Consider the following 21,011-nt stretch of genomic DNA (forward strand, 5'->3'; position numbering starts at 1 on the left):
GCACGTAACCCATTTACACCAGGGCTCACCGGTGAATGGACCCCGAAAACTTGGTGGCCCCGGGCCGGTCGGGCTGGACCGGTCCCCAGTCAGCACCGGTGCAGCGAGAGCACGGCCCGGGGAAAGGAAAACGCCGACCGTGCCGGGCGTCGGTCGCCACCTCACTGGCGACCGGCTGCCCTGTGCGGCACGGCCGGCGTCTAACGCTGCCCCGAGAGGGCGGTCGGCCCGAAGGAAGGTGGAGCCTCGACCTGGTTCCGCAACCGGCAGGGGAGGTACAGTCCGGTCACGGACGGAAGATCGCGGTGCCACCAAGAGCCTGTGCCGGCGACCCGTCCGTCGCCGACAACGCAACGTTGTCACGGGGCCCCGGAGCGGGGCCATGCTCACGATCAAACATTTGCATTGGCTTTTCAGAAGGCGACACTACGTGCACAAGTCGTCACTTTCCGTACTGACGTTGCCTGCCGCAACAACGGAAAAGCTTGCACGCTTGACCATCCGGCCCACCGGGCGTCGAAGCGCCCATCCTGGTTCCGGACGTGGTCAGTACGGGTAGGTGTCGTCCCGCCTGGTCGGGTCCATGTCCCAGAGCGAGAACTCGACCACCTTGTGCGACTCCTCGCCGCCGGCCGGGCTGAGGCCGACCGTGTCGTAGTCCTTGGAGCCGAGCCCGTCGAGGTAGCCGAGCAGCTCGAACGCCGAGCGGGCATCATCGATATCGTCGATCTCGTCGTCGTTTCCCTGGATCACAGCCTCGTCGGCGCGGCTGCGCACGTAGGCGATGAACGCCTCCGGATCGGTCACCACGAAGTCGTAGCGGGCCTGGTAGCTGAGCCGCATCCCGTTCTCCGGGACCAGCGGCTCGTCCAGGTCGGCCACCCCCTCGACCAGCTCCCGGTAGTCGGCCGGGTCGTCGAAGTCGTCCGGCCCGAGCGGCACGTCGTCCAGCTCGTCGGGGTCGTAGGAGTCGATGCCGAGAAAGATGTCTCCCCAGCCCCGCTCGTGCACCGCGTCGGCCAGCACCCGGGACTGGACCCGGACGTTCTCGATCGCCGTGGTGGCCCGCAGGTCGTGCAGGTCCAAGGCGTCGGCCTGCTCCAGCAGCACCTTGGCAAGTTCGCGGGCGGCCTCGGCGGCCGAGGCGGGCTCAAGCGGCTCACTCATGCAGCGACCGTACAACCATCGGTACGTCGACCGCCGCGCCCGGTACGCCGAACGCGTCGACCAGGCTGCTCGCGTGCGGCCGGACCCGCCCGCACAGGTCGTTCACCAGCGCCGTGATCGCCTTGGACCGCGGGCCGGACAGCCGGCCGTGCTCCATGAACCAGGCCCGGTCGTTCTCGATCGTGGTCAGCGCGTGCAGGTCGTACAGCTCCTTCAGCCGGTCCCGCGTCTCCCCCTCCGGTGCGGCGTGCACGGCGCGCTGGAACGCCTCCAGCACGACCCGCTCGACGTGCGCCCGGCCGGCCGCGATGACGTGGTCCTGGCACCGGTTGAACACCTCGAACGCCTCGTCGCCGGCGTCGATCCCGGCCCGCAGCCGGCGGGCCACGCCGGCCAGCATGTGCTGCTCGCGGAACCGCAGCAGCCCGGAGTGGTAGTCGTCGTCACGGAGCCCGGCGTCCGGGTCACCCGCGTCCGACCGGTTCGGCACGGCGTCGCGCAGCCGCTCGATCAGCCCGCGCAGCGCGGTCTTCTCCACCGCGATCTCGACCGCCTGCCCGGCCACGAACCGCGCGGTGCCGAGCGGGTCGAGCTTGCCGAACGACTCCCGGTAGTCGGTCAGCAGGCCCTTCGCGACCAGCTGCAGCAGGACGGTGTTGTCGCCCTCGAAGGTGGTGAACACGTCGGTGTCCGCCTTCAGCGTCGAGAGCCGGTTCTCGGCCAGGTAGCCGGCCCCGCCGCAGGCCTCCCGGCACAGCTGGATCGTCTCGGTCGCGTGCCAGGTGCCGACGGCCTTGGTGCCCGCGGCCTGGGCCTCCAGCGCCCGGCGGTCGTGCTCGTCGCTCCGGCTTCCGCCGTCCGGCGCGCTGCCGCCGTCCTGCCCGGTGGCGGTGTCGGCGCCGAAGATCCGGGCGAACTCGTCGACCAGCTCGGCCTGGGCGAAGTGCAGGGCGTAGGTCCGGGCGAGCAGCGGAAGCAGCCGGCGCTGATGCATCCGGTAGTCCAGCAGCAGCGCCTCCTCCGGGCTGCCGGGCGCGCCGAACTGCCGTCGCTGCTCGGCGTACCGGACGGCGATCGTCAGCGCCACCTTGCTCGCGTTGATCGCGGCGCCGCCGACCGAGACCCGGCCCTGGACCAGCGTGCCGAGCATCGTGAAGAACCGGCGGTCCGGGTTCTCGATCTCGCTGCGGTAGGTGCCGTCGGCATCCACCTGGGCGTACCGGTCGAGCAGCGCCTCGCGCGGCACCCGGACCTGGTCGAAGACGATCCGGCCGTTGTCGACGCCGTTCAGCCCGAGCTTGGGGCCGCAGTCGCTGATCGTCACGCCGGTCACCGGCTGCCCGTCGTCGGTCCGGATCGGCACCAGCAGGCAGTGCACGCCGAGGGTCTGGCCGCCGACCACCAGCTGCGCGAACACCGCGGCCAGCCGGCCGTGCCGGGCCGCGTTGCCGATGTAGTCCTTGCGCGCGGACGCGGTCGGCGTGTGCACGACGAACTCCCCGGTCGCCGGGTCGTACGTCGCGGTGGTCTCGAGCGCCTGCACGTTCGACCCGTGGCCGGTCTCGGTCATCGCGAAGCAGCCGAGCAGGTCACCGGTGAGCGCGTCGGCCAGGTACCGCTCGTGGTGCCGCTCGGTCCCCAGGTGCAGGATCGCGCCGGCGAACAGCCCGAACTGGACGCCCGCCTTGACCATCAGCGACAGGTCCCCGAAGGCGAGCGTCTCGAAGCCGGCGATGAAACCGCCCAGGTCGCCCTGGCCGCCGTACTCCTTGGGAAAGCCGCGGACCGGGTGACCCTGCGCGGCCACCTCCCGCAGGGTGGCCAGCACCTGGTCGCGGTACTCGTCCCGCGACAGCCGCAGCCCCGCGTCCAGCAGGCCGGCGTGCGTCGCCAGCCCGTCCCGTACGACGTCGCGCGCGGCCTTGTGCGGCCCGTCCAAGTACTCCCGCAGCCCGGTCATGGCCCCAACCTATGCCGGAGGTCTCGAAAAACTAAGGACAATCGGGGGTTACCTGCCGCATCTGCGGCCCTAAGATGGCCAGCATGCCGATTTTGCGGATCAGTGAGGCGGCCGCTCTGCTCGGGGTCAGCGACGACACCGTGCGGCGCTGGATCGACCAGAAGCGCCTGCCCGCCACCGAGCAGGGCGGCCGGATGGCCGTCGACGGCCGGGAGCTGGCGGCGTTCGCGCAGCGGCTGGCCGAGTCGCCGGAGCCGGGCACCACCACCGCCGCCTCGGCCCGGAACCGGATGCGCGGCATCGTCACCCGGGTGGTCAAGGACGGCGTGATGGCTCAGGTCGAGCTGCAGACCGGGCCGTTCCGGGTCGTCTCGCTGATGAGCCGCGAGGCGGCCGACGAGCTCGGCCTCGAGCCGGGCGTCGTCGCGGTGGCCTCGATCAAGTCCACCCACGTCGTCGTCGAGATCCCGGAGGCCTAGATGCCGCGTCGAACCAGTTCCCCGGCGAAACCGACGCCAGGAGTCGTGAAGGCAGGGCGGCGAGTCCTGGCCGGTGTGGTGGCCGTTGCCGGCCTGCTCGCGTCGGCCGCGTGCGGGTCGGGTGACTCCCCGGCCGCGTCGGCGAACGGTTCCGGCGTCGACGGCACGGTCACCGTGTTCGCGGCGGCCTCGCTCACCGGCAGCTTCACCCGGCTCGGCAAGGACTTCGAGGCAGCGCACCCGGGCGTCGAGGTGGTCTTCAACTTCGCCGGCAGCTCGGCGCTGGCCCAGCAGATCAACCAGGGCGCGCCGGCCGACGTCTTCGCCTCGGCCGCGCCGAAGAACCTGGACCAGGTCACCGGCAAGGGCACCCCGACCACTTTCGTCCGGAACCGGCTGGAGATCGCCGTGCCGAAGGGCAACCCGGGCAAGGTCACCGGGCTGCGCGACTTCGCCGATCCCGGCCGCAAGATCGCGCTCTGCGCCGAGCAGGTGCCGTGCGGCGCGGCCGCGCGGAAGGTGTTCGCCGCGGCCCGGATCACCCCGGAGCCGGACAGCCTGGAGCAGGACGTCAAAGCAGCACTGACCAAGGTCGGGCTGGGCGAGGTGGACGCCGCGCTGGTCTACCGGACCGACGTACTCGCGGCGAAGGACAAGGTCGAGGGCATCGAGTTCCCCGAGGCGGCGCAGGCGGTCAACGACTACCCGATCGCGACGCTGACCACGGCCCCGAACGCCGAGGGCGCCCAGGCGTTCGTCGACTTCGTCCTGTCGCCGGCGGGCAAGAAGGTCCTGGCCGAGGCTGGTTTCGACGTTCCGTGAGCACCCGCGGCCGGAGGAGACGGACGGGTGGCCGACTGCCGGTCGTCCTGCTGCTGCCCGCGCTGCTCGGGCTCGCCTTCCTGCTCGTTCCGTTGATCGGCCTGCTGCTCGAAGCCCCCTGGTCGACGTTGCCGTCCCGGTTGTTCAGCGCCGAGGTCGGCCAGGCCCTGCGGCTGTCGCTGATCTGTGCGAGTGCCGCGACCGTGCTCTGCCTGCTGTTCGGCATTCCGCTCGCCTGGCTGCTCGCCCGGGCGGACATCCCCGGCCGCGGCGTGCTCCGGGCGCTGGTGACCGTTCCCCTGGTTCTGCCCCCGGTCGTCGGCGGGGTGGCGCTGCTGCTCGTCCTGGGACGCCGCGGGCTGATCGGCGAGCGGCTCGATCTGTGGTTCGGCCTGACCCTGCCGTTCACCACCGCCGGCGTGATCGTCGCGGAGGCGTTCGTGGCGATGCCGTTCCTGGTGATCTCGGTCGAGGGCGCACTGCGGGCGGCCGACCCGCGGTACGAGGAAGCGGCGGCCACCCTCGGCGCGGGACGCTGGCTGACCTTTCGCCGGGTCACGCTCCCGTCGATCGCGCCGGGCGTCGTCGCCGGCGCGGTGCTGTGCTGGGCCCGCGCGCTCGGTGAGTTCGGCGCCACGATCACCTTCGCCGGCAACCTGCCGGGCCGGACCACCACCATGCCGCTGGCGGTCTACCTGGCGCTGGAGACGGACCCCGACGTGGCGGTGGTCCTCAGCCTGGTCCTCCTGCTCGTCTCCGTGGCGGTCCTGGCCTGTCTGCGCGAGCGCTGGATCGGCGGCCTGCGATGACCTTGCACGCCGACCTGCACGTACGCCGTACCGGCTTCGAACTGGCGATGGAGTTGTCGGTCGCCCCGGGCGAGGTGGTCGCCCTGCTCGGCCCGAACGGCGCCGGGAAGACCACCGCCCTGCGTGCACTCGCCGGCCTGCTGCCGCTCGACGACGGCCGGATCACCCTCGACGACGACCTGTGGGACGAGCCGCCCGGCGTCTTCCGCCCGGCCGACCGACGCCCGATCGGGGTCGTCTTCCAGGACTACCTGCTGTTCGACCACATGAGCGCGCTGGAGAACGTTGCCTTCGGCCTGCGCGCTCGGGGTGTCGGCAAGCACACCGCCCGGGCCGAGGCTCTCCGCTGGCTGTCCACGGTCGGTCTTGCCGAGCACGCCGCGTCCCGTCCCCGTTCCCTCTCCGGTGGCCAAGCCCAGCGCGTCGCGCTGGTCAGGGCTCTAGCGACTGAGCCCGAACTGTTGCTGCTGGACGAGCCACTCGCTGCCCTCGACGCCGGGACCACCCTGCACGTCCGCGCCGAGCTCGGCCAGCACCTGTCCCGCTACGAGGGCCGCACGCTACTGGTCACGCATGACCCCCTCGACGCCATGGTCCTCGCCGACCGCCTGGTCATCGTCGAGAACGGCCGGGTCGTCCAGGAAGGCGCTCCCACCGAAATCGCCCGCCGCCCCCGGACGGACTACGTCGCTCACCTGGTCGGCCTCAACCTGTACCGAGGTACCGCCGAAGGCACCACCGTTCACCTGGCCGCCGGCGGCACCGTCACCACCGCCACCCCGGCCACCGGTCCTGTGCACGTGTCGTTCCCCCCGTCGGCCGTCAGCCTCTACCCCGACCGCCCCAGCGGCAGCCCCCGCAACACCTGGCCGGTCGTCGTCACCGGGATCGAGCAGCACGCCCACACGGTCCGAGTCCGCCTCTCGCCCGCTCCGGACTCGTCGGCCCCCACCGATCTGCTCACCGACGTCACCACCGCCGCAGTCGCCGAGCTCCACCTCACCCCCGGCCGCCACCTCTGGGCCACCCTCAAAGCCACCGAGACCCAGACCTACCCCAGCTGACCCAGCTCCGTACTCCGACTTTGAGCACGCGCCAGCCACCACATCGGCGTACGAGTGGCTGGCACGTGCTCAGAGTCGCGTCGGGCGCCGGCCGGGCGCGCTTGTTGCCTGGCGCAACGAGGGGGACGGCGGATACTGGGGGGTGGACCAGACCGCGCGAGGGATGGGGAGCACCGTGATCGAGCCGAGTGTCGAGTGGCGGGAAGTGGTGCACGACGACGAGGCCGAGCGGCACCGGCGGCAGGCGGAGCGGTTCGTGGAGCTGCAGGCACGCAGGTCGGGGGAGTTCGGCGCCGGGCGCGCGTCGCACCGCCAGCAGGTGGCCGCGTTACGGGCCGTGCTGACGGTGCCGAGCGACCTCCCGGAGTACGCGCAGCAAGGACTGTTCCGCGTCCCCGACACGTACGACGCCTGGGTGCGGCTCTCGAACGGCGGCTTCAACCGGGCGCCGGACGCGGTCCCCGACGTGCACGGCTTCGCGGTGAAGGTGTTCGGCACCAGCGGGCCGGCCGCGCTCGGCGGCGAGGCGGTCTGCCAGGACCTCGTCCTGATCAACCACGAGCGGCTCAGCTCTCCGACCAGCGAGGAGTTCACCACGCTGGTCACCACCGCCGCCGGCACGTCCGGCCAGGTCCTGCGCGCGGTCGCCCGGCAGCCCAGCCTCTTCCCTCGCCTCCGAGCGGCCTCCGCCGCGCTGAAGACGCCGTTCTCCGGGTTCGCGACCCAGGACTTCTTCAGCGCCGCCCCGATCGCCTTCGGCCCGTACGCCGTCCGCGTGAAGCTCGCCGCCCGCGCGGACCAGGTCGATCCGCGCGCGTCCGGCGACTGGGCGGCCGACGTGCACGCCCGGCTCGCCGACGGCCCGCTGCACTACGACCTCCAGGTCCAGTTCTTCGTCGACGAGCAGCGCACGCCGATCGAGGACGCCTCGGTGGTCTGGGACACGCCCTGCCTGACCGTCGCCCGGTTGACCGTCCCACGGCAGCGGCCGGACCCGGCCCTGGCCGACGAGATCGAGCGCGCGAGCTTCGACCCGTGGACCGCGAAGGCCGAGCACCGGCCGCTGGGTGAGGTGATGCGGGCCCGCCGGATCGCCTACGCGGCCAGCCGGCAGAACCGGGACGCGCAGTGAGAAATCCTCAGCACGACGTTCCCACGTCGAAGTTACGGCCTGTGACAGCACTGCCACGAATCGACATGATGTCACAGCGCTTTCCCCGCTCAAAGTGAGCGGAATGTGACAAAGAGTGTTTAGTTACTCACTCGTAGTGCGTGAGTTCTTCACGGTCTAGTCGTGACGCGATGCACTACGCCGACCCCCCTCGCGCTGCCCAAGATGTGCCGGGGCACCGACGAGAGAGGGGGACGAACCGCCGTGGAATCCTACGAGCTGTACTGCCTGGCCGACCGGCTGTTCTACGACACCCCGGCCAATCGCGGTGCCGAGCACCCCGACTTCGCCCAGGCTTCGCGACCCGTCCCGGCCGGCTGGCAGCACGTCGCCGGCGAGATGTGGATGCACTACGCCCCGGACGGGCTGCGACTGCCCGCCCAGGGCTGGAAGGTCCACGTCTCCGCTGGACTGGCCGACGCCGAGCGCGTGCTCGACGCGGTCTGGGACTACTGCGTCCCCCGTGGCATCGCGTTCAAGTTCCTGCGCAACGAGCCGGTCCTGGTGATGGTCAACTCGAAGTCGGCCCCGCGCGGCTCCAGCGGCAAGCTGGTCACCATCTACCCGACCGACGAGGCCCAGCTGGAGCTGGTCCTCAAGGAGCTCGACGACCTTCTCCACGGCGTCCGCGGCCCGTACATCCTGAGCGACCTCCGGTACGCCGAAGGCCCGTTGTTCGTCCGGTACGGCGCGTTCGTCAGCCGCTACACCCTGGACGCCGCCGGCGACCGGGTGCTCGCGCTCGAGGACGACCACGGCCGGCTGGTTCCCGACCACCGCAGCCCGACCTTCAGCGTGCCGCCGTGGGTGCGGCTGCCGTCGTTCCTCGCGTCGCACCTGGAGGCCCGCAACGCGGTCACCACCAACGACCTCGCGTACACGATCGACGGCGTCATCCAGTTCTCCAACGGTGGCGGCGTCTACCTCGGCCACCACAACGAGACCCAGGACCGGGTGGTGCTCAAGGAGGGCCGTCCGCTGGCCGGCCTGGACATGTCCGGCCGGGACGCGGTCGCCCGGATCGGGCACGAGCGCGACATCCTGCAGCGCCTCGACGGGCTCGGCGTCGTACCGAAGGTGCACGACTACTTCACGCTCGGCGATCACCACTTCCTGGTCCAGGAGTTCGTCGACGCGAACCCGTTGCAGCGCGAGCTCGTCCGCCGCTACCCGCTGACCCGGCCGGACGCGTCCGCCGCCGACCTCGCGGAGTACGCCGAGTGGGCGACCCGGATGGTCACGGCGGTCCAGCAGGCGGTCGGCCAGCTGCACGGCCGGGGTGTCGTGTTCTGCGACCTTCACCCCGACAACGTGCTGCTGAGCACCGGCGACCGGCTGGTCCTGATCGACTTCGAGGTGGCCACGCTGGCCGCCGAGCAGGCCCGGTCCGCGCTGGCTCATCCCGGCTACGCGGCGCCCGGCGACCGCCAAGGCACGGACGTCGACCTGTACGCGCTGGCCTGCATCACCCTCGGCCTGTTCGCGCCGCAGGCAACCATGCTGCTGAACCTGCATCCGGGCAAGGCTTTCCAGCTCGCCGGCATGATCGCCGAGACCTTCCCGGTGCCGAGGGCAACGCTCGACGCCGCAGTCCGGACGATCGTCGGCCCGGAGCTCACCGAGGACCCGGAGATGGCGGCGCTGCCGCTGCCCGGCCGCGCCGGCTGGACCGACGTACGGGCGGCGCTGACGACGGCGATCGTGGCGAGCGCGACTCCGGAGCGGGACGACCGGCTGTTCCCCGGCGACATCGCGCAGTTCCGCCCGGGTGGTGGCATCAACCTCGCCACCGGTGCCGCGGGTGTCCTGTACGCACTGGCGAAGACCGGGGCCGGCCGCTTCCCGGAGTACGAGGACTGGCTGCGCGAGCACGCCCTGACCACCGAGACCGGCCCAGGCCTGTACGACGGACTGCACGGAGTCGCCCACGTCCTCGGCGAGCTCGGCCACCGGCAGGACGCTCTCGACGCCATCGACCGCACGCTCGCCGACGACCTGGGCAGCCGCGAGCTCGGACTGCACTCAGGTCTCGCAGGCATCGGCCTCAACCTGCTGCACTTCGCCGCGACCGAGCCGGGTCTGCAGGGCAAGGCGGTCCGCATCCTCGACCTGGTCGCGGACCGGCTCGGCGACGTCACCGACGTTCCGGAACTGAGCGGCGAGGGCAAACCACGGGCCGGGCTGATGTACGGCTCCTCCGGTCCCGCACTGCTCTTTCTCACGGCGTACGAGCGCACCGGCGACACCGGCCTGCTCGACCTCGCGGAGACCGCGCTGCGGCAGGACCTGCGCCGCTGCATCCCGACGCCGGACGGCACGCTCCAGGTCAACCAGGGCTGGCGGACGCTGCCCTACCTGGAGGAAGGCTCGGCCGGCATCGCGCTGGTGCTCAGCCGCTACCTGCAGCACCGGCCCGACGAGAAGCTGGCCACCCAGCTGGCTGCGCTGCGGCTCGTCACCCACTGCGCGTACTACGTGCAGCCCGGCCTGCTGATGGGTCGCGCCGGGCTGCTGCTGACCGCGGCCGAGCTCGGCGACAGCACCGATGACCTGGTCCGCGGACTCGGCTGGCACGCGCTGCCGTACGAGGGCGGACTGATCTTCCCGGGCAACCAGCTGCTCCGTCTCTCGACGGACCTGGCCACCGGATCCGCCGGCGTTCTGCTGGCCCTGGGAACCGCGCTGCACGAGCGGCCGGTGTCCCTCCCGTTCCTCGGACCTCCCCAGTGGTCCGAGTCCCCATCCCGACGACTTCCTCCGAAGGAGGTGTAAACACATGGCACTTCTCGACCTTCAGGGTCTGGAGACCCCGGGCTACGGCCACGGCGGCCACCACCACGGCGGCTCCACGCTGACCGTGCTCGGCTGCGGTTCGCAGCGTCCGAGCAACCTGAGCCTTCTGCTCTGCCACTGATCCGGACCTGCTGCACGAGGTTTCCGAAGGCCCTGGGCGGGCGGCAACTCCCGCCCAGGGCCTGCCTGGCAGTTGCCGGCGTAGCGCTGCCGGGCCCGTGCTGACGCCTTGGGGAGGAAGCGACCATGGACTACCCACCGGCCGAGCGGCTTCCGCTCGTCGAGCAGGTGCACGGACAGGCCGTCGCCGATCCCTACCGCTGGCTCGAGGACGCCACCAGTCCGGAGACCCTGCGCTGGCAGGCCGCCCAGGACGAGCTCTGGCTCAACCACGCCGCCACCCTGCCCAGCCGCTACCACTTCCGCAACCGCGTGCGGGCGTTGTCCGCGGTCGGTTCCGTCTCCACGCCTGTCTGGCGCGGTGACCGCTGCTTCGTGCTCCGCCGCGAGCCGCGGCAGGACCACCCCGTACTCATGGTCGACGACACCGTTCTGCTCGATCCCGTGCAGCTCGACCCCAGCGGCCTGACCACGCTCGACAGCTGGCAGCCGTCGCCGGACGGATCACGGCTGGCGTTCCAGGTCTCCCGCGGCGGTGACGAGCGGTCCGTCCTGCACGTGCTCGACGTCGCCACCGGTGAGGTCGTCGACGGACCGATCGACGGCTGCCGCTACTCCCCGATCGCCTGGCTGCCGGACGGAAAATCCTTCTACTACGTGCGACTCCGCCGGGTCCTGCTGCACCACATCGGCTCGGCCGACGACCAGCAGGTGTTCACCGACGAAGCGTCGTACGGGCTGGATCTCAGTGCGGACGGGCGCTGGCTGGCCGTCTCCGCGGCCCGCGGCAGGGGGAACGACCTCTGGCTGGCGGACCTCGGCAACGACGCGCCGCCGCAGGTGCTGCAGGCAGGTGCCGACGCGGTCACGGTGGTCTCGGTCGGCGGCGACGGCCGGCTGTACGTCGTGACGACAAAGGACGCCCCGACCGGCCGGATCTGCATCGGCGACCCGGAGAATCCACTGATCTGGCACGACTACGTTGCGGCCGATCCCGATGCTCCACTGAGCAGCCTGGCCGTGCTGGACAAGGTGGTGCTGGTCGGCCGTTCGCGAGCGGGAATCGGTGAGATCATCGTCCACGACCTGGTCACCGGGCGACGTCTCGGCGAGATTCCCCTTCCGGGCAAGGGTTCTGTGGGCTCGCTGACGACACGGCCGGAGGGTGGGCACCAGGCCTGGTTCTCCTACACCGACAGCGTGACGCCGGCTGCGGTCTACTGCTACGACGCGACCACCGGCGAGACCAGTCTGTGGTCCGAGCCGCCGGGCGCCGCTCCGGTCGCCGCCGCGACGGCGACGCCGGTGAGTTTCCGGTCCGGCGACGGCACCGAGCTGGACATGCTGGTCATCGCCGGTCCGGGCGACGGTATGCCGCGACCCACGATCCTCTACGGGTACGGCGGATTCGGCCAGTCGCTGACCCCGGCGTACTCGGCCTTCACGCTGGCGTGGGTCGAGGCAGGCGGCGTGTTCGTCACCGCGACGCTGCGCGGCGGCGGCGAGCGCGGTGACGCGTGGCACCGCGCCGGCATGCTCGACCAGAAGCAGAACGTGATCGACGACTTCCTCGCCGCGGCCGAGCAGCTGATCGCTGACGGCTGGACGACGTCCGACCAGCTCGGGCTCTGCGGTGAGTCCAACGGCGGGCTGCTCGTCGGTGCCGCGATCACCCAGCGCCCGGAGCTCTTCGCCGCCGCGGTCTGCTCGGCGCCGCTGCTCGACATGGTCCGCTACGAACGGTCCGGCCTGGGCCCGCAGTGGGTCCCGGAGTTCGGCTCCGCCTCGGATCCTCAGCAGCTGAAGACGCTGCTGAGCTACTCGCCGTACCACCACGTCACGCCCGGGATCCGCTATCCCGCGGTCCTGTTCACCGCCTTCGGCAACGACACGCGGGTCGATCCCCTGCACGCCCGCAAGACCTGCGCCGCCCTCCAGCACGCGACCTCCGGCCCGCCTGATTCCCGTCCGGTGCTGCTGCGGCTCGATCCGGACGCCGGGCACTCGGCGGGCTCGACGTCCCAGGGCATCGCGCTGGCTGCCGACATGCTCGCCTTCCTCGCCGGCCAACTCCGCCTCACCCCGCGCAGCGACCCATGAGCCTGACCTTCGCAGCGGTGGCTCGGCACGGCCGCGGGTGGTTGCCGGTGATCGCGGTGACCTCCGTGGCCGGCAGTTGCGTCTCGCTCGCGCTGCCCTCGGTGCTCGGGCGTTCGGTGGACTCGATCGTGGCCGGGCACGGCTACCACCAGTGGCTGACGATCGCCGTGGCATTGGTTGCCACCGGCATCATCTGTGCGCTGGTCGACGTCTTCGCCGGTACGGCGTGTGTCGCCGGGACGACGGCCTGGCTGCGGCACGGGCTGGTCCGGAGGGTCGTCCGCGGTGGTCCCGAAGGCAGCCGCGGCTTCGACACCGGCGACCTGGTCAGCCGCGTCTCCGGCAACGCGGTCGACGCCGCCCAGGCCGGGCCCGCGCTGATCAGCGCCTTCGCCGCGGTCCTCCCGCCCGCGGGCAGCCTGGTCCTGCTGGCGCTGATCGACCCCTGGCTGGCGGCGGCGTTCTTCGGCGGCGTCGCGCTCGTCATCGCCGTGCTCTGGATCTTCGCCCGCCGGACCGCTCGGATCAGCCTCGCCTACCAGGAGACCCAGGGCCGGATCTCCGGCCTGCTGACCGAGTCGCTGACCGGCATCCGTACGATCCTCGCCGCCGGCACCGTCGGCCGCGAGGAGCGGCGCATCCTGAGCCTGCTGCCCGAGCTGCACAAGCACGGCCTGCTGACCTGGCGCGTGCTCGCCCGCTCCGGGGCCCAGGCCGCGGTGGTCGGACCGCTGGTCCTGGTCGCGGTCCTCGCGGTCGGCGGCCTGCAGCTCGTCGAGGGCAGGATCACCGCCGGCGAACTCTTCGCCGCCGGCCAGTACGCCGTACTCGGGGCGGGCCTCGGCAGCCTGACCGGCGTCATCGGGGAGATCGCCCGGGCCCGCGCCGGGGTGAGCCGGGCGGCCGAGGTGTTCGCGATCGAGTCGGTGCCGCACGGCACGCTGCCGCTGCCTCCCGGACCGGGCCGCCTCCGCTTCGACGGCGTGAGCGTCCGGTCCGGCGACACCGTCCTGCTCGACGAGATCCAGCTGGACCTGCCCGGTGGTGCGACGGTCGCCGTCATCGGTCCGAGCGGCGCCGGCAAGTCCGTTCTGGCCGCGCTGGCCGCCCGTCTGCGGGACCCGTCGACGGGTCAGGTCCTGCTCGACGGCGTACCGCTGCAGGCCGTCCAGCGGCACGCTCTGCGCCGAGCGGTCGGCTGCGCGTTCGAGCGGCCGACGTTGGTCGGGTCGACCATCGGCGACGCCATCTCGCACCGCGCGAACAGCACGGTCCGGACCCTCGCCGCGGCCCGGGCCACCCACGCGCACGACTTCGTCAGCCGCCTCCCGCAGGGCTACCGTACTCCGTTGCCCGAAGCCCCGATGTCCGGCGGAGAACGCCAGCGGCTCGGCCTGGCCCGCGCCTGGCCCGCGGACCGCCTGCTCGTCCTGGACGACGCCACCTCCAGCCTCGACACCGCGACCGAGATGCAGATCAGTCGCACGCTCACCGACGACCGGCACCGTCGTACCCGGCTGATCGTCACCCACCGCCCCGCCACCGCAGCTCGGGCCGATCTGGTGGTCTGGATGGAGCGAGGCCGCGTCCGTGCGGTCGGCCACCACTCCGAGCTCTGGCGGCACCCCGATTACCGCGAGGTCTTCGGATGAAGCGCGAACTGCGGTACGGCGTCGCGGCGCTGCGCAACCGGTCGGCACTGAAGCTGGCGCTCTGGTCGGTGCCCGAGATCCTGCCGACGGCGCTCTACGGCATCGCCGTGGCGCGCGCGACGGACAGCTTCCTCGCCGGTCACGCCTGGCAGGGCATCGCCTGGCTGGGCGGACTGGTCGCCACCGCCTGCATCGGCGCGGCCGGCTCGTACCAGGTCTACGGCCGCCTCGGCGAGCTGGTCGAGCCGCTCCGCGACGACCTGGTCCGCCGGGTTGTCGGCGGCGCCCTGCGGACCGGCGACGACGCGGCGGTGGCCCGGTTGAACCGCCAGGTGGAGATCGTCCGGGACACCTTCGCCGGTCTGGTGCTGGTGGTCCGCAGCTTCGCGGTCACACTGTTCGGCGTTCTGGCCGGGTTGTTGTCGCTGGCACCGGCGATCGCGGTGCTCGTCGTACCGCCGTTCCTGCTCGGGTTCGCGGCGTCGCTGGCGGTGCTCGGGCTGGCGGCGGACCGGGTGCGCGCGTCGCTGCAGGCCGACGAGGACCTGGCGGCGGCCGCGGGCATGACCTTCAGCGGGGTGCGGGACATCACCGCGACCGGGTCCGAGGAGTTCGTCGAGCACTTCGCCGGGCGGCCGATCGAGGCGCAGGCCGCAGCCGAGCGGTCGCTGGCGAAGGTGGCCGCGCTGCGCACGCTCTGCTTCGCCGTCGGCGGCTGGGCGCCGCTGCTGATCCTGCTGGCGGCCGGTCCCTGGCTGGTGGGCCGCGGCGTCAGCACCGGGACACTGCTCGGCGGCCTCACGTACGTCCTGATCGGCCTGCAGCCGGCGCTCAGCACGGTGATGGGCGCCCTGGGCGACAGCGGCCTGCGGTACGTCGTGACGCTCGGCCGGATCCTGTCCCTGCAGCCGCCTCCCGAGCGGCCTTTGCGCGGCTCCCAGCAGTCCGGCGCAGCGATCGAGCCGGCCGGCCACCAGGTCCGGGCGCGCGGTCTCACCTTCGCCTACGGGCCGGCCGCTGAGCCGGTGCTCGAGCGGCTCGACCTGGTCGTTGCCGAGGGCGAGCACCTCGCGGTGGTCGGGCCGAGCGGGATCGGGAAGTCGACGCTGGCCGGGCTGATCTGCGGTCTGCTCACGCCGACCGAGGGGCGGCTGCTGCTCGGCGGCGTACCACCGAGCGAGGTGACGGCGGAGCGGCTGGCGGGGACGCGGGTTCTCATTCCGCAGGAGGCCTACGTCTTCAGCGGGACCGTCCGGGAGAACCTGGACTACTTGTTGCCCGACGCCTCGACGTCGGAGGTCGAGCAGGCTGTCGACGCGGTCGGTTCCGCGGCCCTGGTGCGACGGCTCGGCGGACTGGATGCGACGCTCCGGCCGGGAGACCTCTCCGCGGGCGAGCGTCAACTGATCGCCTTGACCCGCGCCTACCTGTCGCCCGCGCCGCTGGTGGTGCTCGACGAGGCGACCTGCTTCCTCGACCCGGAGGCCGAACGCCGCGCTGAGCAGGCGTTCGCCCAGCGCGGCGGCACCCTGATCGTCATTGCCCACCGCATCAGTTCGGCGTTGCGAGCCCAGCAGATTCTCGTGCTGGACGGCAACCGAGCCACCCTGGGCACCCACCAGACGCTGCTCCGCGCCTCGCCGCTCTACCGGGAACTTCTGGGCCACTGGCAACCCGAGGACCGGATCCAGCCCGCCTCCTGAGACTGGCTTGCGGGACAGGCAAGCCGGACGCGGCAACCATTCGTCGCGGCGGCGGTCCGCGGTCAGATCCAGCCGGCGTCCTGGGCCTTGCGGATCGCCTCGATCCGGCTGCGGGCACCGGTCTTGGTCAGGATGCGGGACAGGTAGTTGCGCACCGTACCGGCGCTCAGACTCAGTGTGCGGGCGATCTCCTGGGCGGTGGCGCCGGTGGTGACCTGGCGCAGCACCTCGCACTCGCGGTCGGTGAGCGGGTTGTCACCGGCCCGCAGCGCGGCGACCGCGAGGCGGACGTCGACGACCGGCAGGCCCTTGGCCACGTCCCGGACCGCCTCGACCAGTTGGTCCGTGGTCGCGTCGGTCGCGATCAGGCCGACCCGCGGCGCCTGCTTGACCAGCGCCATGCTGGTCGCGGCGATCGCCTCGTGGTCGACCAGCACCAGCACGCCCCGGCCGGTCAACCGCCGGCACAGCTCCTCGATCCCGACCTTGCCGGGCAGCTGCGGGTCGAGCACGACCACCTGCGGACGCAGCCGGACGGCGGCGAGCACGTCGTCCGACCGGTCCAGCGCGGCCAGCACGTCGAGATCGGACTCCCTGGACAGCACCGCGGCCAGTGCTCCACGCACCAACGTGCCGCGGTGCCCGAGGACCACTCGGATCACCGCACGCCCCCATCAATCGTTTGCCTCAACCACGGGCCCTCCCGGCCCGTGACTCGATCAACGAGCGAACGTGAGTTACGACACGCACGATTCCTCGCCGGTCCGCCCGGACAACCCCGTCGCCCACGCCGTCATCAGCGCTCGTCGCGAGCGTGGAAACCGTTCTGTTGTTGGGTTTTCGATGGCCGGAGGCAAGAAAAATTTCAGCCGAAGTTGGGCATACCCCTTGCGTTCGCGGCGCGGGTCACGCACGATGGCTCGGTCAACGCCGTTACCGGCGCGTGACCATTCGGACGCTGTCTCGTGACATCGCCCGAGTGCTTGTCCCCTGCACCCCTGGAGGGAGTGGTACCTCACCCAGACTGTGGAGCCCGGTACGGCCGCCGACAGCGGCCACGATCCGAGCCTCACGCACACAGGTGACGACCACCATCATCCCGCCGGCCGGCCCGCACTTCCGGCGCGCCGCGGGATTCTCGGGGAAAGTGCGCACGCGGCTGAATCGGCCGGGCTGGAGAAGTTCACCATGCCCAGCTCATGAGGAGCAGATTCTGATGTCCAAAGCTCGACATGCCCGACCCCGGCGAAGTACCCGCCGGATCGTCCGGACCCTCTCCATCGCCGGCCTCGGCGCCGGGATCACCGCCGTCGGCGCGGGCGCTGCTTTCGCGACCGACTACACGGTGAAGTCCGGCGACACCCTCTCCGAGATCGCCCAGGCCAACGGCACCGACTGGCACCAGCTGGCCGAGCTGAACGGTCTGGACAACCCGGACCTGATCCTGATCGGCCAGACGCTCAAGCTCGACGGCGTGAACAAGGCCGCCGTCACCGAGCGCCGGTCCACGGCCAAGACGGAGCGCAAGACCGAGCGCCGCAGTGAGCGCAAGGTCGAGGCCAGGAGCGAGCGCAAGACCGAGCGCAAGTCCGAGCGCAAGTCCGAGCGCAAGTCCGAGCGCAAGGCTCGTACCAGCCGGTCGGAGTCGACCCGCGGCGGAAACGGCGGCAGCGTCTCGATGAGCGCGGCCTGGCGCAAGGTCGCCCAGTGCGAGTCCGGCGGCAACCCGCGGGCGGTGAACCCGACGGGCAAGTACCACGGTCTTTTCCAGTTCGACCGGCAGACCTGGCGCAGCGTCGGTGGATCCGGCCTCCCCTCGAACGCCTCGGCCGCCGAGCAGCTGATGCGCGCGAAGAAGCTGTACTCGCAGCGCGGCGCGTCCCCGTGGCCGTCCTGCGGCCGCTTCCTGCGCTGACCCGCAGTCTGGTGAACGGTGGTGCCGGTCGCAGCCGGCACCACCTTCACGTGCAGGCCTCCCGTCGCACGCTCAGTGCGTGAGCACCAGCATCCGGTTGGCCCCGGCCTGGAACTCGTACGGCACCCGACGAATCTCCGCCTGAACACCGTCGAGCTGCTCGAGCAGCTCCGGCAGGTACTCCACCGGCTCCCCCGCACCCTGCTTGACCAGCGGGAAGACCCGCACCTCGGACCGCGCCACCCGGACCAGCTCGCGCAACGCCGCCAGATGCCAGTCCTGGTCGTACTTGTCGGCCCAGGTGAACAGCAGGTGCGAGCTGAGCACCAGCTCGAACCGCCGGTCCGGGAACGGCAGCTCCGGCAGGCTGCCCGGCACGTACCGCTCGGGCGCGACCGCGACGTCGGTCAGGAACCGGTCCGCCGCGTCGAGCCGCAGCTCGTCTTTGCGCTCCGGCGATCCGTACCAGTGCCAGACGAAGTTGCCCGCGTGCTCGTCCACGATGCCCGAGGTGGCCGGCAGGCTGCGCCGCACCGTGTCGACCAGCTCCGCCGCCGGCAGCTCGTACGCCGGGTCGACCGCGACCGCGTCGACGCCCCGGGCCGCCGCCTCGGCCGTGAACCCGGCGCCGCCGGCGCAGCAGTCCAGCACGGACTCGGGAAGGTCGGACAGATCGAACATCGCCTCGTACTCGGCGTACGAGCGGGATGTCACCAGCACGGATCTACCTCTCGACGGTGGTCCTGGTCAGCCGGCGGTCGAGAAGGGTGGCCCCGAACGCCAGAGCGAGGAACAGTAGCGCGACGAGCAGACAGTTCAGCAGGACCTGGGCGTAGCCGAGCTCGCCGACGTCGACGAACGGGTACGGGTAGAAGCCGACCAGCTCGCCGCGGACCAGCGTGAAGGCGAGCCACAGCAGGGGGAACGCGAGCGACCAGCCGACGATCTCGCGGTCGGTGCGGTCGCGCGGGCCGAACAGCAGCCAGCCCACGACGCCGAGCACCGGAGTGGCCGTGTGCAGCAGGAAGTTGGTGAGCGCGGCCGCACCGGACAACTCGTCCAGCCCGGCCAGCGCCACGTGGTAGACGATCCCGGTCACCGCGATGCAGAGCACACCGTTCAGCCGGAGCGTCCGGAACACCGTGGAGTCGGAGGCGGCGCCGAGCGCGAGCAGCAGCGTGGTGCCACCGAGCAGCAGGTTCGACTGGATCGTGAAGAAGGCGAAGACGTTGAGCACCCGGTCGGGATTGTCCGGGAAGAAGCCTTCGGTCGTGGTCGCCGTGACGACCAGTTGCACGATGATGCCGATCGCCACGACCGCAGCCGTCACCGCGAACCAGAGCCGCCCCGCACCGAACTTGGTCATGACCGCAATCTACGGTGCGGGAGCGGAGCCGGCCGGGAGCGGCGAGGCGGAACACTCAGGCCTCGACCCGGTCCTGCTTGCTGTCGGCGTCCTCGTCCACGTCGTCGCCGTAGCTGAACGAGATGAAACCGTCGATCACCAGCACGATCGTCCAGGTCCAGGCCGGACCGAGCAGCGCGTCGTACCCTTCGCCGGACAGCAGGCCGAGGCCGATCATGATCGCGCAGGCCACGGCGTACGAGGTGAGGTGGCGGTACCAGCCCTGCCGCTCCCAGCGGGCCTTCTCCCGGGTCCCCTTGCGTGGCTTGTACGGCCGCGGCCCGCCGGCGAACTTGTGCGCCGCCCAGCCGTCCGCCCACTGCAGCGTGCGGTGGCCGAAGCCGACACTGACGCCGATGAAGATCGCGGCCAGCGAGTGCTTGAACGACGGCTCACCACCGGTGCGGATGTCGATCACGCTGGCGACCAGCATCACGACGTCCACCAGCGGCACCATCACGAGCAGCGCCATGCCCAGCTTCGGCAGCCGGAACAGGTAGCGCGTCGTCAGGCCGGCGGCGAGCAGGACCCAGAAGCCGATCTCGCACGCGGCGATGACAGCCAGCAGCACGGCGTCCACCCTTTCTTTTTTGATACGACTGTGTTGACAAGAACCACGGTAACACAGGAGTGCTAAAAAGGGCGGGTGCCGAAAATCGTCGATCACGAAGCCCGCCGCGAGGAGATCGCCCAGGCGCTGTGGCGGGTGGTCCGTCGCGACGGCATCCGCTCCGCCTCGGTCCGCACCGTCGCCGCCGAGGCCGGCTGGTCCGCCGGCGCGGTCCGCTACTACTTCCCCGACCAGGACGGCCTGATCAGCTTCGCGATGGACCTGGTCTCCCGCCGGGTGCACGACCGGATCGCCGCGCTGAGGGTGACCGGCAGCGCGACCGAGATGGCTCTGCGGTACCTGGAGGAAGTGATCCCGCTCGACCCCGAGCGGCTGGCCGAGTTCGACGTGTGGCTGTCGTTCATCGCCCAGGCCCAGGCCGAGACCGGCGCCGGTGGGCTGCGTGAGCATCTTGCGCCGTCCACCGAGGGCCTGCGCCGGCTGTGCCTGTCGATGCTCAGCGAGCTGGCCCGGGACGGCGCTCTGCGCAAGGATCTCGACCTCGACCTGGAAGCCGAGCGGTTGCACGCGCTGATCGACGGGATCTCCCTGCACGTGGCGGTCCAGCCCGAGGTGACCACCGCCGATCGCGCTCGGCAGGTGGTGGCCGCGCACCTGGACTCCCTGCAGCGCTGACCGCCGCAACCGCTGGCAGACTCCGGACAATCCGCCCGCGAGACCTGACGGAACCTCCGGTCCGCATGGCACGATCCACCCCATGGAGACCGAGGGCGTGATCGTCGTCAGCGGGATCACGGCGGCGGGAAAGTCGACGGTCTCCCAACTGCTCGCCGAGCGCTTCCAGTACGGCGTCCACCTGCGCGGCGAGGTGTTTCGCCGGATGATCGTCAGCGGCCAGGCCTCGGCCGACGCGGAGAACGGCGCCGAGGCGCAGAAACAGCTGAAACTGCGGTACCGGCTGGCCTGCCAGGCGGCCGACGGCTACGCCCAGGCCGGCTTCACGGTGGTCCTGCAGGACGTGGTGATCGGCGAACTGCTGCGCGAGTTCCTGGACGGCATCCGGAGCCGGCCGCGCTACCTGGTCGTGCTGACGCCCCGGCCGGACGTCATCGCACGCCGGCTCGGCGGCCTGTCGGTGGACGAGCTCGACTACGAGCTGCACGCCTTCACCCCACGCCGAGGTCTCTGGCTGGACAACTCCGACCTGTCCCCGCCCGAGACCGTCGACGCCATCCTGGGCCGGCTGGACGAGGCGCGGTTCGACTAGTCGCCGTGCCTAC

The 21,011-nt window shown here is 71.4% G+C and carries 19 protein-coding genes; 13 read left to right on the forward strand and 6 right to left on the reverse strand.

The window, feature by feature from the left end; all coding sequences use genetic code 11:
- Positions 1-546: 546 nt before the first annotated feature.
- Together KFLA_RS32250 and KFLA_RS32255 are read right to left on the reverse strand one after the other, a co-directional pair.
- Positions 547-1,167: a hypothetical protein gene (locus KFLA_RS32250; RefSeq protein WP_012924041.1), complete on the reverse strand. Its 621-nt coding sequence runs from the start codon at positions 1,165-1,167 to the stop codon at positions 547-549.
- Positions 1,160-3,127, reverse strand: a complete 1,968-nt coding sequence (locus KFLA_RS32255) for an acyl-CoA dehydrogenase family protein (protein ID WP_012924042.1) — start codon at positions 3,125-3,127, stop codon at positions 1,160-1,162. The genes KFLA_RS32250 and KFLA_RS32255 overlap by 8 nt, the downstream gene beginning before the upstream one ends.
- Before the next feature lie 74 nt (positions 3,128-3,201).
- Between KFLA_RS32255 and KFLA_RS32260 the strand changes: the two genes are divergently transcribed.
- The 10 genes from KFLA_RS32260 (at position 3,202) to KFLA_RS32300 (ending at position 15,840) form a co-directional block, all read left to right on the forward strand.
- Complete coding sequence (locus KFLA_RS32260) at positions 3,202-3,606, forward strand: TOBE domain-containing protein (RefSeq protein WP_012924043.1); 405 nt, start codon at positions 3,202-3,204, stop codon at positions 3,604-3,606.
- A 45-nt stretch (positions 3,607-3,651) separates the two neighbouring features.
- The gene (modA, locus tag KFLA_RS32265; protein WP_049797467.1) at positions 3,652-4,428 is read left to right on the forward strand and encodes a molybdate ABC transporter substrate-binding protein; all 777 of its coding nucleotides are present in this window, start codon (positions 3,652-3,654) and stop codon (positions 4,426-4,428) included.
- Entirely contained in the window at positions 4,425-5,237 is an 813-nt protein-coding gene (gene modB / locus KFLA_RS32270) for a molybdate ABC transporter permease subunit (protein ID WP_012924045.1), read from the forward strand. The genes modA and modB overlap by 4 nt, the downstream gene beginning before the upstream one ends.
- The gene (locus KFLA_RS32275; RefSeq protein ID WP_012924046.1) at positions 5,234-6,301 is read left to right on the forward strand and encodes an ABC transporter ATP-binding protein; all 1,068 of its coding nucleotides are present in this window, start codon (positions 5,234-5,236) and stop codon (positions 6,299-6,301) included. The genes modB and KFLA_RS32275 overlap by 4 nt, the downstream gene beginning before the upstream one ends.
- 175 nt (positions 6,302-6,476) lie before the next feature.
- Positions 6,477-7,433: a catalase family protein gene (locus tag KFLA_RS32280; protein ID WP_237706644.1), complete on the forward strand. Its 957-nt coding sequence runs from the start codon at positions 6,477-6,479 to the stop codon at positions 7,431-7,433.
- Between the two features lie 243 nt (positions 7,434-7,676).
- Positions 7,677-10,244, forward strand: a complete 2,568-nt coding sequence (lanKC, locus tag KFLA_RS32285; RefSeq protein WP_012924048.1) for a class III lanthionine synthetase LanKC — start codon at positions 7,677-7,679, stop codon at positions 10,242-10,244.
- 4 nt (positions 10,245-10,248) lie between these two features.
- Positions 10,249-10,386: a SapB/AmfS family lanthipeptide gene (locus KFLA_RS37165; protein ID WP_012924049.1), complete on the forward strand. Its 138-nt coding sequence runs from the start codon at positions 10,249-10,251 to the stop codon at positions 10,384-10,386.
- Between the two features lie 125 nt (positions 10,387-10,511).
- A complete protein-coding gene (locus tag KFLA_RS32290; RefSeq protein WP_012924050.1) occupies positions 10,512-12,485 on the forward strand; it encodes a prolyl oligopeptidase family serine peptidase in 1,974 nt (657 codons plus the stop codon).
- Positions 12,482-14,137, forward strand: coding sequence for an ABC transporter ATP-binding protein (locus tag KFLA_RS32295; RefSeq protein ID WP_012924051.1), 1,656 nt, complete (start codon positions 12,482-12,484; stop codon positions 14,135-14,137). Before KFLA_RS32290 ends, KFLA_RS32295 begins: the two co-directional genes overlap by 4 nt.
- On the forward strand, positions 14,134-15,840 hold the full coding sequence (locus KFLA_RS32300) for an ABC transporter ATP-binding protein (protein ID WP_012924052.1): 1,707 nt from the start codon (positions 14,134-14,136) through the stop codon (positions 15,838-15,840). Before KFLA_RS32295 ends, KFLA_RS32300 begins: the two co-directional genes overlap by 4 nt.
- 62 nt (positions 15,841-15,902) lie before the next feature.
- Here KFLA_RS32300 and KFLA_RS32305 read toward each other — a convergent pair whose 3' ends face one another.
- Positions 15,903-16,502, reverse strand: a complete 600-nt coding sequence (locus tag KFLA_RS32305; RefSeq protein WP_012924053.1) for a response regulator transcription factor — start codon at positions 16,500-16,502, stop codon at positions 15,903-15,905.
- Between the two features lie 554 nt (positions 16,503-17,056).
- Here KFLA_RS32305 and KFLA_RS32310 point away from each other — a divergent pair.
- On the forward strand, positions 17,057-17,755 hold the full coding sequence (locus KFLA_RS32310) for a transglycosylase family protein (RefSeq protein WP_012924054.1): 699 nt from the start codon (positions 17,057-17,059) through the stop codon (positions 17,753-17,755).
- A gap of 72 nt (positions 17,756-17,827) precedes the next feature.
- Here the strand turns inward: KFLA_RS32310 and KFLA_RS32315 are convergent, their stop codons facing one another.
- The 3 genes from KFLA_RS32315 to KFLA_RS32325 are packed head-to-tail and all read right to left on the reverse strand — an operon-like array spanning position 17,828 to position 19,731.
- Positions 17,828-18,475 carry a class I SAM-dependent methyltransferase gene (locus tag KFLA_RS32315; RefSeq protein WP_012924055.1) on the reverse strand — a complete coding sequence of 216 codons (648 nt, stop codon included), beginning with the start codon at positions 18,473-18,475 and terminating at the stop codon, positions 17,828-17,830.
- Positions 18,476-18,479: 4 nt separating this feature from the next.
- Positions 18,480-19,121 (reverse strand): Pr6Pr family membrane protein, encoded by a 642-nt coding sequence (locus KFLA_RS32320; RefSeq protein WP_012924056.1) that lies wholly within the window; start codon positions 19,119-19,121, stop codon positions 18,480-18,482.
- A 55-nt stretch (positions 19,122-19,176) separates the two neighbouring features.
- On the reverse strand, positions 19,177-19,731 hold the full coding sequence (locus KFLA_RS32325; RefSeq protein ID WP_012924057.1) for a 2TM domain-containing protein: 555 nt from the start codon (positions 19,729-19,731) through the stop codon (positions 19,177-19,179).
- A 75-nt stretch (positions 19,732-19,806) separates the two neighbouring features.
- Between KFLA_RS32325 and KFLA_RS32330 the strand changes: the two genes are divergently transcribed.
- Both KFLA_RS32330 and KFLA_RS32335 read left to right on the forward strand, forming a co-directional pair.
- A complete protein-coding gene (locus KFLA_RS32330) occupies positions 19,807-20,406 on the forward strand; it encodes a TetR/AcrR family transcriptional regulator (protein WP_012924058.1) in 600 nt (199 codons plus the stop codon).
- Between the two features lie 82 nt (positions 20,407-20,488).
- Positions 20,489-20,998, forward strand: coding sequence for an AAA family ATPase (locus tag KFLA_RS32335; RefSeq protein WP_012924059.1), 510 nt, complete (start codon positions 20,489-20,491; stop codon positions 20,996-20,998).
- Positions 20,999-21,011 lie beyond the last annotated feature (13 nt).

Origin of the sequence: Kribbella flavida DSM 17836 (assembly GCF_000024345.1) — a bacterium.
Lineage (GTDB): Bacteria > Actinomycetota > Actinomycetes > Propionibacteriales > Kribbellaceae > Kribbella > Kribbella flavida.

What these genes read in the sequence shown, in the direction of transcription:
- KFLA_RS32275 (WP_012924046.1), top strand. Translation starts at nt 5,234, where the DNA reads ATGACCTTGCACGCCGACCTGCACGTACGCCGTACCGGCTTCGAACTG.
- KFLA_RS32255 (WP_012924042.1), bottom strand. Translation starts at nt 3,127, where the DNA reads ATGACCGGGCTGCGGGAGTACTTGGACGGGCCGCACAAGGCCGCGCGC.
- KFLA_RS32295 (WP_012924051.1), top strand. Translation starts at nt 12,482, where the DNA reads ATGAGCCTGACCTTCGCAGCGGTGGCTCGGCACGGCCGCGGGTGGTTG.
- KFLA_RS32260 (WP_012924043.1), top strand. Translation starts at nt 3,202, where the DNA reads ATGGCCAGCATGCCGATTTTGCGGATCAGTGAGGCGGCCGCTCTGCTC.
- KFLA_RS32250 (WP_012924041.1), bottom strand. Translation starts at nt 1,167, where the DNA reads ATGAGTGAGCCGCTTGAGCCCGCCTCGGCCGCCGAGGCCGCCCGCGAA.
- KFLA_RS32335 (WP_012924059.1), top strand. Translation starts at nt 20,489, where the DNA reads ATGGAGACCGAGGGCGTGATCGTCGTCAGCGGGATCACGGCGGCGGGA.
- KFLA_RS37165 (WP_012924049.1), top strand. Translation starts at nt 10,249, where the DNA reads ATGGCACTTCTCGACCTTCAGGGTCTGGAGACCCCGGGCTACGGCCAC.
- KFLA_RS32310 (WP_012924054.1), top strand. Translation starts at nt 17,057, where the DNA reads ATGTCCAAAGCTCGACATGCCCGACCCCGGCGAAGTACCCGCCGGATC.
- KFLA_RS32320 (WP_012924056.1), bottom strand. Translation starts at nt 19,121, where the DNA reads ATGACCAAGTTCGGTGCGGGGCGGCTCTGGTTCGCGGTGACGGCTGCG.
- KFLA_RS32300 (WP_012924052.1), top strand. Translation starts at nt 14,134, where the DNA reads ATGAAGCGCGAACTGCGGTACGGCGTCGCGGCGCTGCGCAACCGGTCG.
- KFLA_RS32290 (WP_012924050.1), top strand. Translation starts at nt 10,512, where the DNA reads ATGGACTACCCACCGGCCGAGCGGCTTCCGCTCGTCGAGCAGGTGCAC.